The 15123-nt window shown below is 44.3% G+C and carries 14 protein-coding genes; 7 read left to right on the top strand and 7 right to left on the bottom strand.

Annotated features, from left to right (window positions below; genetic code table 11):
• Positions 1-12: 12 nt before the first annotated feature.
• Positions 13-1503, bottom strand: coding sequence for a histidine--tRNA ligase (gene hisS / locus H3S83_RS03680; protein ID WP_198238956.1), 1491 nt, complete (start codon positions 1501-1503; stop codon positions 13-15).
• 370 nt (positions 1504-1873) lie between these two features.
• On the opposite strand from hisS, the gene H3S83_RS03675 reads away from it, so the two are divergent.
• Positions 1874-2617 carry a hypothetical protein gene (locus H3S83_RS03675; RefSeq protein ID WP_198238955.1) on the top strand — a complete coding sequence of 248 codons (744 nt, stop codon included), beginning with the start codon at positions 1874-1876 and terminating at the stop codon, positions 2615-2617.
• A 52-nt stretch (positions 2618-2669) separates the two neighbouring features.
• Here H3S83_RS03675 and H3S83_RS03670 read toward each other — a convergent pair whose 3' ends face one another.
• Both H3S83_RS03670 and xseA read right to left on the bottom strand, forming a co-directional pair.
• Positions 2670-3242, bottom strand: a complete 573-nt coding sequence (locus H3S83_RS03670; RefSeq protein WP_198239650.1) for a DNA-3-methyladenine glycosylase I — start codon at positions 3240-3242, stop codon at positions 2670-2672.
• A gap of 20 nt (positions 3243-3262) precedes the next feature.
• On the bottom strand, positions 3263-4834 hold the full coding sequence (gene xseA / locus H3S83_RS03665) for an exodeoxyribonuclease VII large subunit (protein WP_198238954.1): 1572 nt from the start codon (positions 4832-4834) through the stop codon (positions 3263-3265).
• Between the two features lie 147 nt (positions 4835-4981).
• Here xseA and H3S83_RS11560 point away from each other — a divergent pair, with 147 nt between their 5' ends.
• From H3S83_RS11560 to H3S83_RS03655, 3 genes are all read left to right on the top strand, one after another.
• Positions 4982-5110 (top strand): hypothetical protein, encoded by a 129-nt coding sequence (locus H3S83_RS11560; RefSeq protein WP_255519332.1) that lies wholly within the window; start codon positions 4982-4984, stop codon positions 5108-5110.
• A gap of 417 nt (positions 5111-5527) precedes the next feature.
• A complete protein-coding gene (locus H3S83_RS03660; RefSeq protein ID WP_198238953.1) occupies positions 5528-5794 on the top strand; it encodes a DUF6460 domain-containing protein in 267 nt (88 codons plus the stop codon).
• Positions 5795-6146: 352 nt separating this feature from the next.
• Positions 6147-6557, top strand: a complete 411-nt coding sequence (locus H3S83_RS03655; RefSeq protein WP_149867403.1) for a CAP domain-containing protein — start codon at positions 6147-6149, stop codon at positions 6555-6557.
• Positions 6558-6668: 111 nt separating this feature from the next.
• Here H3S83_RS03655 and H3S83_RS03650 read toward each other — a convergent pair whose 3' ends face one another.
• Positions 6669-7454 carry a glycosyltransferase family 25 protein gene (locus H3S83_RS03650; RefSeq protein ID WP_198238952.1) on the bottom strand — a complete coding sequence of 262 codons (786 nt, stop codon included), beginning with the start codon at positions 7452-7454 and terminating at the stop codon, positions 6669-6671.
• A gap of 54 nt (positions 7455-7508) precedes the next feature.
• On the opposite strand from H3S83_RS03650, the gene H3S83_RS03645 reads away from it, so the two are divergent.
• From H3S83_RS03645 to H3S83_RS03635, 3 genes are all read left to right on the top strand, one after another.
• Positions 7509-10013: a ligase-associated DNA damage response DEXH box helicase gene (locus H3S83_RS03645; RefSeq protein ID WP_198238951.1), complete on the top strand. Its 2505-nt coding sequence runs from the start codon at positions 7509-7511 to the stop codon at positions 10011-10013.
• Between the two features lie 46 nt (positions 10014-10059).
• Positions 10060-10725, top strand: coding sequence for a ligase-associated DNA damage response endonuclease PdeM (pdeM, locus tag H3S83_RS03640; RefSeq protein ID WP_077973425.1), 666 nt, complete (start codon positions 10060-10062; stop codon positions 10723-10725).
• 78 nt (positions 10726-10803) lie between these two features.
• Positions 10804-11919 carry a ceramide glucosyltransferase gene (locus H3S83_RS03635; RefSeq protein ID WP_198238950.1) on the top strand — a complete coding sequence of 372 codons (1116 nt, stop codon included), beginning with the start codon at positions 10804-10806 and terminating at the stop codon, positions 11917-11919.
• Between the two features lie 27 nt (positions 11920-11946).
• On the opposite strand, the gene H3S83_RS03630 is transcribed toward H3S83_RS03635, so the two are convergent.
• From H3S83_RS03630 to H3S83_RS03620, 3 genes are all read right to left on the bottom strand, one after another.
• On the bottom strand, positions 11947-12744 hold the full coding sequence (locus H3S83_RS03630; protein WP_188318373.1) for a TIGR02186 family protein: 798 nt from the start codon (positions 12742-12744) through the stop codon (positions 11947-11949).
• A 1-nt stretch (position 12745) separates the two neighbouring features.
• Positions 12746-13666, bottom strand: coding sequence for a sulfite exporter TauE/SafE family protein (locus H3S83_RS03625; RefSeq protein ID WP_077970428.1), 921 nt, complete (start codon positions 13664-13666; stop codon positions 12746-12748).
• A 201-nt stretch (positions 13667-13867) separates the two neighbouring features.
• Complete coding sequence (locus tag H3S83_RS03620) at positions 13868-14971, bottom strand: hypothetical protein (RefSeq protein ID WP_198238949.1); 1104 nt, start codon at positions 14969-14971, stop codon at positions 13868-13870.
• Positions 14972-15123 lie beyond the last annotated feature (152 nt).

Below are 15123 nucleotides of genomic sequence, written 5' to 3'. Positions count from 1 at the left end.
CGCTCGACACTATTAATTTTGTTCTTGCGCGGCGAGAATTTCTTTAACCGCGTCAACCATTTTGTTTTCGTCTACAGTAATCTGTGCCGGACGGCTTTCACGCCACGTTTTATTATCTTCAATTTCAGCCGACAATCTTGCACCTTCAACAAGGTCCTTGATCTGAACCTGATTTTCTGCCCGTTCTTGCGAACCTTGAATAATAACGCAAGGGGCATGGCGCCGATCGGCATATTTCATTTGCGCTTTCATGCCCGAACCACCAACATAAAGTTCGGAGCGAATACCGGCATTACGAAGTTGTGCAACCATATTCTGATAGCGTTCAAGCGAAGTCCGGTCTTTATCCAATACCAAAACGACAACAGGTCCTTTTGCTTCATCAAGATTAAGTTTGCCGAGGTTTTTCAAGGCTGTCATCAATCTCGAAACACCAATTGAAAAACCGGTGGCCGGAACCGGTTCGCTGCGAAAACGCGATACCAACCCGTCATAACGCCCGCCGCCTCCGACCGAACCGAAAACAACTTTTTGCCCGTCTTCATTGACAACATCGAATAACAATTCGACTTCGAAAACCGGTCCCGTATAATATTCAAGCCCGCGAACAACAGACGGGTCAATTTTTATCCGTCTTTCATAACCGGCGGCCGTAAAAAGTGCCAACATATCCAGAAGCTCGTCAACGCCTTCTTTGCCACGGTTACTTCCAGCAACCACCTTGGAGAGATTATCAAGGGTGGCTTGGCCATTTTCAGCACCGGCATTGATAAAGGAAAGAACTTTGGCAATTGCCTCATCCGAAAGCTCGGCTCCTTTGGTAAAATCACCACTTTCATCAAGCCGACCTTTGCCGAGAAGAAGTTTCACGCCCTCAGGACCGAACTTGTCAAGCTTATCAATGGCGCGAAGAACAGTGAGCCTTTTTTCTGCATTATTGTCGCCCTGAAGGCCGACCAGCTCCAGCACTCCATCAAGAATTTTACGGTTGTTTACGCGAACGACATAATCACCCCGATCAATACCGAGCCGTTCCATTGTATCGGCTGCCATCATGCAAATTTCGGCATCGGCAGCAACAGTCGGCGTTCCCACAGTATCGGCATCAAATTGCATGAATTGACGGAAACGACCCGGCCCCGGCTTTTCGTTACGGAAGACCCAGCCGACACGATAACTGCGATAGGGTTTTGGCAGACTTTCAAAATTTTCAGCGAAATAGCGTGCAAGCGGCGCTGTCAGGTCATATCGCAATGACATCCACTGCTCATCATCATCCTGAATAGAAAAAACACCGGCATTCGGACGATCCTGATCGGGGAGGAATTTTCCCAATGCATCTGTATATTCGAAAATCGGCGTTTCAACGGCTTCAAATCCGTAAAGCTCGTAGACATTGCGGATAACCGACATCATCTTTTCTGCGGCATGGAGTTCCGCACTCGTGCGATCAACAAAACCACGAGGAACACGCGCTATCGTCTTTACCTGTCTATCTGCCATTTTATTCCTGCCGCTAAATTACTATGCAATTGAAGGATTGCTGGTTTGTAACCCATCCGACACAAAGCGGCAAGCCATGCGCGTCAAGCTCACAAAAGTTTATTTATATGAATGATTTCGGAAATTTCTTTTTTAAAAATTCAGGATACTCTTTTAATAGTAAATACCACCCTTCCGGATTTTACCTTGCCGAACAAATAAAAGAATTTATCCACACTTTCTTTCGTCGATTGTCGACTAATAAACAAGTAAACCATTTTGTTTGTCAAAATTAATTGCTATCAATTCTACTTAATTAAATTGATCATCTTACAGTCGAAAAATGTTGAATTACCGGATTTTATTACTTGTTTTTGTATCCATTTTGTCCGTGAGCTGCGCGGATACCAAGAAAAATGACATTAATAGCGATGAAGCTGTTAATTTCTTCCAGAATACGATTTCCCAAAAAGGTGCGGCCATTGCTGTCAGAGTCGTTTATGAAGGCCGGTTTTGCCAAAGCACAACAATACGCTTACGACAAATCGTTGGTGACAGGATTGACCAGAAAAATTATACAAATATTTATTCCGGTAGAGATAATTATACAATTGCCGGTTTACCCGACAAAGCGATTTCGCAAACCAAATGGTTTCTTGGCAAATCGGATAAATGGTTCCTCGGTAAAGTAACCTTTGACACGATTTCGGAAAAGCTCACCAATAAAACAATTGCGACAGCATTTTCTCCAATTGCTCCGGGCGATTATATATTGACAGGCCTTGAATGTAATATTGACGCAAATGCTCGTGTCTCGATGGGCGAAATCGGACACAATACCTTTTTCGCCGATTTATTTTCTCCCGAGAAGTTACCTGTGGCCGGTGCAAATTTTATCCATATCGACAAAAACGAACTTGTTGATGCCGGTATTCTCGACATAAGACATCAATCCAGTCACAGCTTTCTGTTCGGCTCCAACACTGGAACGGCAGAAGGGAGCCCGACATCTGCCCGTTTTCAGGATTATTTGAATAGCCATTTTCCAGATCTTGCGAAAAAAATAAAATTCACGCATTTTGAAGCCGAAAAAAGTTTAACGTCAGAGACAGCGGAAAACGCAACAAAAAAATAAGTCCGTTTTAATAAGGGAATTTGCTGTTTTCAAAAAGTCGGAACCACATATTTTAACGGCAAAAACAACCTTCGATATGGTCATTGACGATACCGACGGATTGCATGAAAGCATAACAGGTCGTGGGGCCAACAAAGCTCCACCCGCGTTTTTTCAAATCTTTTGAAAGGCGGATTGAAGTCGGCGTTATCGGATTTAATTTAAGCGTTGCATAGTCGACATGTTCGAACCGCTCGGATTCGGGCGGTTGAAAAGACCAGAAATAGTCGGCAAGGCTTCCCTTTTCTTCAACAAGTTTACGAGCGCATCTGGCATTGTTTACAACCGAACGGATTTTTCCGATATGGCGGACGATACCCGGATTTTTCAATAGTTGATCTATTTTCTCTTCGTCGTAACAAGCGATTTTGTTAAAATCGAACCCATCGAATGAATTGCGAAAATTTTCCCGTTTTCTCAATATTGTCAGCCATGACAAACCGGCCTGAAATCCTTCCAGACAAATTTTCTCGAACAAATGATTGTCGTCATAAACAGGTTTGCCCCATTCATGATCGTGATAGGCTAAATAGAGAGCATCCTGGCCTGCCCATGCACAACGGATTTTCCCGTCAGCACCAAGCATTAGCCCTTCTGCCAGAGCTTTCAAAAGAGATCTCCCTGATTGTCATCGTCAGTCGGATGGCGTTTTTGTTTTTTCGCCGGCTGGTGGGTTCTGCCGATTGCCGTTGCGTCAATCGTGTCATCAGAAAATCTGATTTTCAAAAACCCGTTTTCAGGAACTTCACGAGCATTTTTGACAAGCTTTCCTTCTGTATCAAGAACCAGTGCAAAACCGCGCTCGAGTGTTTTTTCATAAGAAACCGAGTTTAACAACCGCGCCGCCATATCGACTTTCTGGCGTTGTTTTTCAACAATGAGCACAAAAGCGTTCTGAAGGCGCATAAAATAAAACAAACCTGCTTCTTTGGCCTTATCCATAATGCTTTCGGCAAGTCGCGGGTTTAAACTCCTCGTCACCGACAAGAGCTTTTGTCTTTTGCTTATCGTTAATGCAATAAATGCCTGTTCCAGTCGCAGAGCCAAATGGTTTGTCTTTTGCCGATTCTGGTTGACAAGATTGATAACGAGATGCGGTGAAAGCCCGCGCGCCAACAGATTGAAAACCTGTCTTTTCTTTTCTGTATTGACCGAGAGAGAACGTTCCAATCTGCTTGCGGCTTCATCAAAACGGCGGCGCGGCAATGCAAGGAGCTGGTCTACAGAGGGAAGTGCACGCACCGCACTATAGAGCTTTTGCTTGCGGAAATCGAATTGGCGAGAAATTCCTCCCAATAATCTCGCATAAAGAGAAGCAACGCTTGCCTCAAGTTCCGCTTTGACGGGAACTGCCATTTCTGCAGCGCCGGTTGGTGTCGGGGCACGTACATCCGCCGCGTAATCCACCAATGTCCAATCAGTCTCGTGGCCGACAGCAGAGATTACCGGAATGAGTGAAGAGGCAACGGCCCTTACAACAATTTCATCATTAAAGCCCCATAAATCTTCCAAACTGCCACCACCGCGTGCAACAATAATAAGATCGGGCTTCGGAATCGGGCCACCTGTTTTCAAAGCATTAAAGCCTGAAACTGCCGCTGCAACCTCGGACCCGCAGGTCTCTCCCTGCACACGCACCGGCCAAACAATAATATGAAGGGGAAAGCGGTCGGAAATGCGATGGATAATATCGCGGATGACGGCGCCCGTCGGCGATGTTACAACACCGATGACCTTGGGCATAAAGGGCAATAATTGTTTGCTGGCAGCGTCAAATAGCCCTTCGGCAGCAAGTTTCTTTTTTCTTGCTTCCAGAAGTGCCATCAAGGCCCCTACGCCCGCTGGCTCCAGATTATCAATCACAATCTGGTATTTCGATGAACCGGGATAGGTTGTGAGTTTACCTGTCGCAATGACTTCCATTCCCTCTTCGGGAAGGAATTTGAGTTTGCCCATGACGCCGCGCCAGATAACCGCTTCAAGACGCGCTTTATCGTCTTTTAGTGCAAAATAGGCGTGGCCTGAAGCATGCGGGCCTCTGTAACCGGAAATTTCACCACGCACACGGACATGTCCGAACCGGTCCTCGACCGTACGCTTCAACGCACCCGATATTTCGGAAACCGTATATTCGACCGCATTGCTTGCAGCACTATTTTCAGCAAAAAAGTCACTCATATGCGCACATTATATCAATTCTTCCGGTTAATCCACTAGGCACAAATTCGGCTGACTTCAAGCCGTTTTTAAAACCGCCACCATGCGATTGTCGGGAACAATTATTTGTGTTTTTCGTTTAATTCTAATCAACTCAGGGAGTAAAAAATGGGAAAATTACCTGTAAATCATGAGCGTGCAAGTGACGTTGCAAAGGAAGTAACACCACCTTTGAAAGGCGGAAAACTTGAAAAGCAAGTGGAAAAAGAAAAGTCGACAAAAAACAAAAAGCGTTAAAAACTTCGGCAAAGAGTGTCACCGTATTTTTCAAGCAGAAACTGCAATGATTGCAGAAATTATTACTAGTTCTGTGCCCTTCCTCGCGGCCGAGATTCTTGCTACATTCCACTCTGCTGTTTATCGTTTTATCCGGCTGCCTTTATCCGGCTACTTTGAGTGACGAAAACGGTTTTGCCGGATAAAGTGCAAGTTGGATCACAATTTTGCATCAAGATTTGCGATAGTCTCGAAACACTATTTATAGCGATCGTCTCATCCGATATTCAAGAAAGATAGACGTAAACAAGCCGGATTTGGATAATTTGCTCGTTTGACGTTGATTGTTATAGTCTTGAGGCTGAAAAAACGCAGATTGAACTTTAGACCATTGAAACCTATTTAATGGTTTTGTTTTGCACCCTTGAAGGATAAAAAATGTCAAAGCCACTCAATTCATTTCTTGGAGATACTCCCGGACGCGTTGTCGTAAAATTGCTGGTTTTTTCTATCCTGGTCGGCATTGTTATGACGCTTCTTGGCTGGACGCCAATGGATGTTGTTTGGAAAATTGTGCATTTCTTCAATTCACTTTGGTCAATGGGATTTGATGCATTCGAAAAACTTTTCAACGTGGTGATTGTGGGCGCTGCAATTGTGATCCCGATATTTATCATTATGCGCATCCTGAACCTGATCCGTTAATGACTTCGGCTCTTGATCCATTTGACAACTGCCCGCGTTTATATGAGAATAAACCATTGTTTTGATTATATAATTATATATTTTCAGCAAAGGCCAAATTCGCAGTTTTTCGATATCAACGATATAAAGGCTAAAAATTTTATAGCTTGCCCAAGAAATTCCATAAAAGCTTAATAGTAACTTTAGCGAGTTTATAATTTTCGGTGCATTAATGCGAACGGTGTGGTGGCTAACTATTGTTTTTCATAGTCACGAATTTTAAAAGACCCGTTGTTTTTATGAACCTGTTAAATTGTTGGGTGATATTTTGCTGACACGTAGAAATTTTTTCGTCTTTTCCAGCGCTGTTATCATGAGTGCAACGGGGTTAATACCCGCTTTTGCTGATGATGAAGATCCGACGAAACTGATCAACGCTTTGCGATCTCAAAATGGACAAGGACCGCTTCAACCCGACAAACAATTGGAAAAAATGGCACAGGATCAAGCCAATTTAATGGCTGATGCCCAGAAAGTTGCCCATACGGTCAGCTTCGGTAATGATTTTGTAACGCGTTTGCGTAAATTCGGCATTCACGGCGCGGCAGGCGAAAATCTTTGTGCTGGCCGGTCGACTGTTGCAGCGGCTTATAATGTGTGGATGAATTCCCCCGGTCACAGAAGCAATATGCTTTATCCGAGTTTCCATTATTATGGTCTGGCAAAAGCAACGTCTCCAAAACGGCCGAATTACGTTTATTGGGCAATTGAATTCAAACGTTGAATAAAGAAAAGACCTATGGCATCGGGCTTCATAGGGCAATTTTTTGAATATATTTTCGAATGATATTCGTATTCAATGATCGGGATATTGTTGACGATTGGTTTAATAAACTCAAGGTTTATATTTTACCCGTTTCCAATGTCCGTGGGTCAAGTAATTGACATAAATTCCCCATAGCCCGATTTTTGCGCGTGAGAAAAAACGTTTTATTTCTCGCCTTAACGTCTTGGATGCGACACGCTTACTTTTATTCTCCCGATCGATTTTTATGCGGTCATCGGAAAGTGTGCTGATCAAGCCTGCCTGACGTACAATTGCCGGATCGAGTTGCCACATTTCGAAGTGTTCGAATACATGACATTTCGGATTAAAAAGAAAATGGTCAAAGGGAAAGGTAATTTTTCCCATCATTGCGCAAAGTCTTTTCGCCGCCTGTCGTGAAACAATATATCCGGCCGCCATGATATGACGACTTTTCAACGGCGCAATTTGATAGCCTTCTTTAAGACTTTGGCTTTTTCCGAGCCAGACTTTTTTGTTATGGGTTTCGATTTTTATAATATCGGCTCCAGCCGGAATCCAAAGGTCATTATTTAAAAAATCGCCCGCGTCTCCCGACAATATAACATCATCTTCAAAAATCGCGGCAAAATCATCATCTCCGGCTGCTACTTTTTCGAGCACTGCCCTATGACTTAAAAAACAGGCGATTTCTCCGCGCGTGAGCGGATCCGGCCAAAGCTGGTTTCGTCTGACATCGGCAATGAATTTTTCATCAAGATGAAGCCCGTCTATTGCAGCAACGCGCGTAAAGCCGAGGTTCAAATTCCCAAATATTTTTTCAAGACGGTCTAAACGGTCTGGTGAACGATCAAGATTGATCACATATAGCTTCATGATGAATTTAACCGGGAACTTGGCGAATATAGTCACGCATATTAAATAGGTTTTATGGACGACGATCAACGCAATTCAGTTCAGCAAGATGAACTTTCTCTTTTACCTGACCGGTTTTACAACTGGTTTCAGAAAAAAGGATGGAGCTTGCGTCCGCATCAGGCTGAACTTCTAAAACGTTCGAAAAGTGGACAATCAACCCTGCTCATTGCCCCCACAGGTGCCGGTAAAACTCTTGCCGGTTTTTTGCCTTCCATGGTTGCACTTTCTCGCACAAAACATCATCAGCATCTTCATACGCTTTATATTTCTCCACTCAAAGCATTGGCTCAAGATATTGAACGCAATTTGAAAACGCCCGTTCAGGAAATGGGACTTGATATTGCAATTGAAACAAGAACCGGTGATACCCCCCAACATAAAAGACAGAGACAAAAGTTCATTCCCCCTGATATATTATTAACAACGCCGGAGCAAGTGTCACTCATTCTATCATCGCACGAGGCAGAAAAATTTTTCGGCCTTCTTGATACTGTCATTTTGGATGAGCTCCATTCTCTTGTCACCTCGAAGCGGGGACAATTGCTTTCTCTTGCACTTGCCCGTTTAAGGACATTGCGGCCGGATTTGAAAACAATCGGCCTTTCGGCCACGGTTTCCGATCCCGATTCCTTGCGGCGTTGGCTGGTAAGCCAGAAACAGAAATCAGCCATGGCAGGGCTTGTAACAGTCGATGGTGGTGCCAAACCGGAAATTCGTATTTTACAAACAAAAGAGCACATTCCCTGGGCGGGACACTCTGCCCGTTATGCCGTGAAAGACATTCTTGACCTTGTGAAACGCGCACAAACAACATTGATTTTCGTGAATACTCGCTCGCAAGCCGAAATGTTGTTTCAGGAATTGTGGCGGATGAACGAAGACAGTTTACCGATTGCGCTTCACCATGGTTCACTTGATGTCGGGCAACGACGAAAGGTAGAAGATGCAATGGCCTTGAACAAGCTTCGCGCCGTTGTTGCCACCTCGACACTTGATCTCGGCATAGACTGGGGAAATATTGATCTGGTTATCCATGTTGGTGCTCCGAAAGGCGCGAGCAGACTTGCCCAGCGTATCGGCCGCGCCAACCACCGCATGGACGAGCCGAGTAAAGCGGTGCTTGTTCCGGCAAACTGTTTTGAAGTTCTCGAATGTCAGGCAGCACTTGACGCAAATTATATCGGCGCACAAGATAGCCCTCATTTAAGCGAAGGTGCTATCGACGTTCTTGCCCAACATATTCTCGGTATGGCCTGCGCCGGACCTTTCAATGCCGACGAGCTTTATCAGGAAGTCAAAACGGCAGAACCTTATTCGACACTCAAAAGAAAAATATTTGATGAAACATTGAACTTTGTTGCAACCGGTGGATATGCCCTTAAAGCTTACGAGCAATACGCAAAAATAAGGCGCACAAAAGATGGCCGCTGGCGTGTTTCCAACCCTAGAATAGCGCAGCAATACCGGCTCAATATGGGAACCATTATCGAAGCGGCCGAACTCAATGTCAGGCTTGTTAAATCCGGCAATATGAACGCAATGCGGGGCGGCCGGATGCTGGGACGCATTGAAGAAAGTTTTCTTGAAAGCCTGACAAAAGGTGACACATTCATTTTTGCCGGTCATGTTCTTTGTTTTGAAGGCATCCGCGAAAACGAATGCTATGTGAGCTTGTCGAAAAAACCGGAAGCACGTGTTCCAAGCTATATGGGAGGACGTTTTCCGCTTTCGACCTATCTTGCGGAGAGATTGCGCAAAATGCTCGCAAACCCGAAAGAATGGCATGTTTTGCCCGGGCAAGTGCAAAAATGGCTTGAACAACAAAAAATCTCGTCCATTCTGCCAGACACCAATCAATTATTGATCGAAACATTTAATGAAAAAAACCGGTCTTTTCTTGTTGCCTATCCATTCGAGGGGCGCCTTGCCCATCAAACACTTGGAATGTTGTTGACACGGCGCCTCGAAAGGGCCGGTTTAAATCCCGTCGGTTTTGTGGCTACAGATTATTCCATAGGCCTTTGGGCACTTGATGATATGGGGGAAGCTATAAAAGCCCGAAGCCTATCGTTAAAAGAACTTTTTTCCGAAGATATGTTGGGCGATGATCTCGAAGCGTGGCTTGACGAAAGCTATCTGCTCAAACGGTCTTTCCGTAATTGCGCCATGATCGCCGGTTTGATAAACCGTCGTCATCCGGGGCAAGAAAAAACCGGAAGACAAGTCACTGTCTCGACCGACCTTATTTTTGACGTTTTAAGGACGCATGAACCAAATCATATTCTGCTTCAGGCAACACGGCAGGATGCGGCACGCGGACTTTTAGACATCAAGCGGCTGGGTGTTATGTTGAAGAGGATCAAAAATCATATTATCCACCGTCCGGTTGACAAGATGTCGCCGCTTGCGCTTCCGGTTATGCTTGAAATAGGAAAAGAAATGATTCCGGGAAGTGCGGAAGACAATATATTAACAGAAGCAGCGGAAGAACTTATTCATACCGTTCTTGAAAATTGAAGCGAAGGCATAATTGAACATAAGAAGCAAAATTGAAAGTTTCACAATGGTCGTCAACGGCGCTGAAATAATTTGCGATTGCAGCGGTGCGGCTTTTTGGGAAGCTGAAAATTTGCTCATTGTTGCCGATCTTCACCTCGAAAAATCCTCATGTTTTGCCCGTCATGGGCAATTATTGCCTCCCTATGATAGTGAACGCACACTTAAGCGTTTGAAAAATGTGATTGAAAAATATCAACCGCAAAAAATTATCGCCTTGGGTGACAGCTTCCATGATAATCAGGCTTCTACGCAACTGTCGGGAAAAAACCGGCAATTGCTTGAAGACATCATAGCCAACCGCGAGATGATCTGGATTGCCGGAAACCATGATGATGAAAAAACCGAGTTTGCCGGTCAATGGACACATGAAATTCAAATCGGTCCGTTGATATTTCGCCATGAACCACGCGTTGGCGCACAGAACGGAGAAATGGCCGGACATCTTCATCCCGCGCTTCGAATCTTCAGACGTGGGATGTCGGTTAGACGCTTTTGTTTTGCAAGCGACGGAAACCGGATGATTTTGCCGGCTTTTGGTGCCTATGCCGGAGGAATGGATCTTACTCACAAGATTTTTTCAAATATTTTTAAAAAATCAGAACTTATCGCATGTCTTTTAGGAAAAAATACTATTTACCCAATTCACCAAAGAGATTTCTTTTCGCGCTAAAACATAGATACTATTGTCGATTGTTACAAAAAAACTAAATCTGTCTTCTGTTTTTATTTGTCCGGAAGGTTTGAGGAAATGATATATTTTTCTATGATATTTCTTGGCCTTGCGATTTTATGTATGTTCCTACACGTTTTTAGTTTTATTGTCATTCTGTGTCGTCGTTTCTGGAAACCGAAAGGCACATTCGGTGAGGGTGAAGAAGAAAAAGTTACTATTTTGCGCCCTGTCTCAAATCTCGAATACGGACTGCGGCGCACATTGGCTTCAACTTTCGAACTCGATCATAAAAATTATGAAATAATTTTTTGCGTGGCAGACAAAAACGACAAAGCCATTCCGTTAATTGAAAGCCTGATTTTAGAATATCCGGATGCCGATGCAAAATTGCTGATCGGTAATGATAAAATTAGCGATAATCCCAAGTTGAACAATCTGGTCAAAGGTTGGCATCAGGCAAAATATCCGTGGGTTGTCATGACCGACAGCAATGTATTGATGCCTGAAACCTATATTGCAGATATTTTTTCCCGTTGGAGAAAGAACACCGGCCTCGTTGCCTCTCCTCCTCTTGGAACAGAACCGGAAAATTTCTTTGCCAATCTCGAAGCTGCATTTCTCAATTCCTATCAAGCACGCTGGCAATTAACTTCCGATACAATCGGAAACGGTTTTGCACAGGGCAAAACATTGTTCTGGTTTCGGGATATTTTAAACCGCGCCGGTGGCATTGAAGCATTGAATTGCGAACTGGCCGAAGATGCCGCGTCAACCAAGATCGTGAGGGAACAGGGGTTGAAAGTGCGTCTCACACCAATGCCATTTGCCCAACCTTTGGGGACAAAAAGCTGGCGAGCTGTCTGGCAACGTCAGATACGCTGGGCAAAACTGCGTCGGGACTCATTTCCCGCATTTTTTTATCTTGAAATTTTATCAGGCATTGTTTTCCCGGCATTATGTTTGCTTCTCGCCTGTTATCTTGATGGCGCCGCCTACTCGCTCATTCTTTTTTATTTCTTTATCTGGTATTTCGTCGAATTTTCCATAACATCAATCGTCGGTTGGCCATTTTCTCTTTCGCAGGCTTTAGCCGAAATCGTCCGCGATTTATTATTACCGGTATTATGGCTATCAGCTTTTTCAAGTCGTGGATATGAATGGCAAGGTCATAACGTCAATATCAAGAAATAAGAGCGATGCGGGAATGCCGGAAAGCATTTAATCTTTACGGAATATCAGCCGCCCCAGAATGCCGGTGAAAATTGCTACAAAGACTGCAACAAAACCGTAATAGATGCTGTTATCCTGAGCAAAACGGTAAATTGCATAGGCTGTGTGGGCTTTAACAATTTCAAGTTCTGTTGACACTGTTTCCACAAACTCGCCATCACGAAAGAGATAAGCATGAATTGTATGATGACCAACGGGGATATTGGCAGGCAGCTTGAAATTTGCTGAAAATAGCGAAGCAGAGCCAAAGGTGACAGCTCCGATATTTTCACTATAGAGATGTTGATCGCGCTTGATCTTGATAAGTTCGTCACGGAATAATTTGAGTTTATCTGCGTCCCCTGTTTCTGCACGCAGCGGTACATATTCAAGCCCCACGCCCAATCTTTTATAATTGATCGGGCTGGTAATATCCCTGATTTCACGTGTGGTTGCCATTTCATAGGATTGCGGAACCGCTACAAATGTCAGTGCATCCGTATTCACCCATACGCCCAGTTTACGCTTTTTCTCGCGCATCACCATCGGCCGTATCGGACCTTCCATAACAACGATAATATCATAACGCCCCTGACGCCTTAGTTGAGGATCGGCATTTTCGAGAACACCTGCAATATAGACGTTGCGACCGGCAAAATTGGTATCAAGTGTAATTTCATTGGTCGTCACAATGATCTGTATATTTTCTTTCGGTGCGGCAGATGGTGTCGCTGTATCCGCATATGTCGTTTCACATGTCAGAAAGGCTGCCAGATAAACCATTATTGCGGCTAAAAATGTTTTCATTTTACCCGCCAATAAAGCTTAGCGAAAAAAGATCGTCGGGACGAACAAAGAGTTCGAATGCAAGACGGGCACAAACCAGCAAAACAAGGATGGCAAGTAGCATGCGCAATTGTTCGGCCTTGAGCTTTCTACCTATCCTTGTTCCATAGGTTGCACCGATAACGCCGCCAACCATCAACAGAAATGCCAGCACAATATCAACCGATTGGTTGGTTATACTTTGTAGAATTGTTGTGAAGGCTGTAACAAAAGTAATCTGGAACAGAGATGTGCCGACAACAACATTGGTCGGAACGCGCAACATATAAATGAGCGCAGGAACCATAATAAAGCCGCCGCCAACACCCATGACGGACGAAAGTAGGCCTATAACAAGTCCGATGCCGAGAACCGGAATAATGCTGACATAAATTTTCGATGCGCGAAACCGCATTTTCAAAGGTAAACGCTGCGCCAGACTATGGTGTCCGGGACGGTGAACAATAACGGTTTTCCCCTTTTTTGCATTGACAATTGCCCGCCAACTTTCAATGGCCATAAGGCTTCCGACCCCGCCTAAAAGGATAACATATAGCAGGGAAATAATGAGATCGAGCTGACCAAGTTTACGCAGATAAGTGAATAATTCGACACCAAGACATGATCCCAATATGCCACCAACGACCAGAAGAATTCCGAGCTTGATATCAAGTGTCCCGCGTTTGAAATGTGTGAGAGCACCAGTCACTGACGAAGCAATAACCTGATTTGCTCCCGTTCCGACAGCGATAGCCGGTGGAACATTGTAAAAAATTAGAAGCGGCGTAATCAGAAAACCGCCACCGACACCAAACATTCCTGAAAGAAAACCGACAACCCCGCCCATGCCGATAAGAATCAGCATATTGAGTGACATTTCTGCTATCGGTAAATAAATACTCACATCTCTCACCTAACGGGAAAACGAACCTTTGTTTTGCCGGTTTCTGCTGTTTGTTTTGTCTCTCAAGGTTGATACCAGAAAAGCCGCAACAAGTGTTAAGATATATATCTTATAATCCGAACACCGATTGTCACTTCCGCCTGCCTATTAAACATATCAAAAATTCGTCAATTCATGTCGTAAAACGATTTTTAAAGCCAATCAATGGAGCAAAGAAACAACCGATGCATTGTCGAGCATAGCGAAATGCTCCTTCAAACCGTAAGCCAATGCCACTATCAATAAAAGCGCGCTCACACGTGTGATTGTCTTTTTTGTTTTGTTATCTCCATTTTGTGCGCGCAGGACTTTAACTTTTTCCTCATGGATTTTGACTGCTCGCCCACATTTGTTCAATTGCGTAACTGTTTCTGAATCGCATTTTTGAAGGTCTGTTTTCAACTTGCTATCACCAATTTCGCACTTTTGAAGACCGACTTCATCTTCACGCCCGCATTTATCAAGCTCTACAGGTGTTTTATTCAGTTCCGAAGTTTGTTCCGGCGTTTTTTTTTCAGCCAATATGCGAATAACCGGCTTGTCGAAAGATTTTTTTATCTCAAGATGATTTTGTCCGCTATCGGATGCAGGCAATTGTTGCGGGCTTGTCGTTGACAGAAGCTCTTCGTCCAAATGCTCGCTCTTTTCTTCATGCGCACAACTTGTTGGTGATTTATCATGGGCATCAAGTGTCGCCTGAAGGTTTGTGATTTGCCGCTGGAGTGAAACAAGTTGAACAGAAAACCGTGATGCAGCAACGGCTTCGCGCAATTGGCGCGAAATTTCCTGATTAGTTTTCCGGCTCTCGTCGGCCAAACTTTTTGTTTGTTCGGTTAGTTCCTGTTTCAAGCGCGAGTGCACTTCACCGGCAATGGCGTTCGTCAATGCCTGCCTGTCTTTCTCCGCGCTCTGTTCAAGTTCCTGTTTGTTTGCCTCAAGAATTTGCTCGATTCTGGCAAGATGACGAACAAGTTGGGACTGTTCGGTCTTTCTTGCCTCATATTCTTTAAGCAAAGCGCGTGCTATATCGTCGAGATAAGCCTTTACATCATCGTTATTTTTCTGCGGAAAAGGCATAACATTTTCCGACTTGACGGGGGCTTTCGTTTTCATTTGTTCATGAACCGACCGCAACCGTGTGGCAATATCCGAAAGTGTGATCTCTCGGCGCTGTATTTCCTGTGTATCTATTTCTTGTGGTTGATGTCGCGCAAACTGCTTTTCACCCGCTTCATCTGAAATAAGCGATAAACGATTCATATTCATTGCACGGCCTTTTACTCAAAACACGACAGACTGAAACATTCCGGGCTTTAAGCGCTTGATGCCTTCAAGCCCTCGTTATTCATAGCCCGAGTTTGGTAAATTTAGGCTTAACTATAAATGCAATCATGGTTTCGGTGATCAACGGTTTGTTT

The sequence above is a fragment of the Bartonella sp. W8122 genome (assembly GCF_016102485.1).
GTDB lineage: Bacteria > Pseudomonadota > Alphaproteobacteria > Rhizobiales > Rhizobiaceae > Bartonella > Bartonella apihabitans.
Note: the sequence above shows the minus strand (reverse complement) of the source record. Positions and strands in the feature narration are given on the sequence as shown.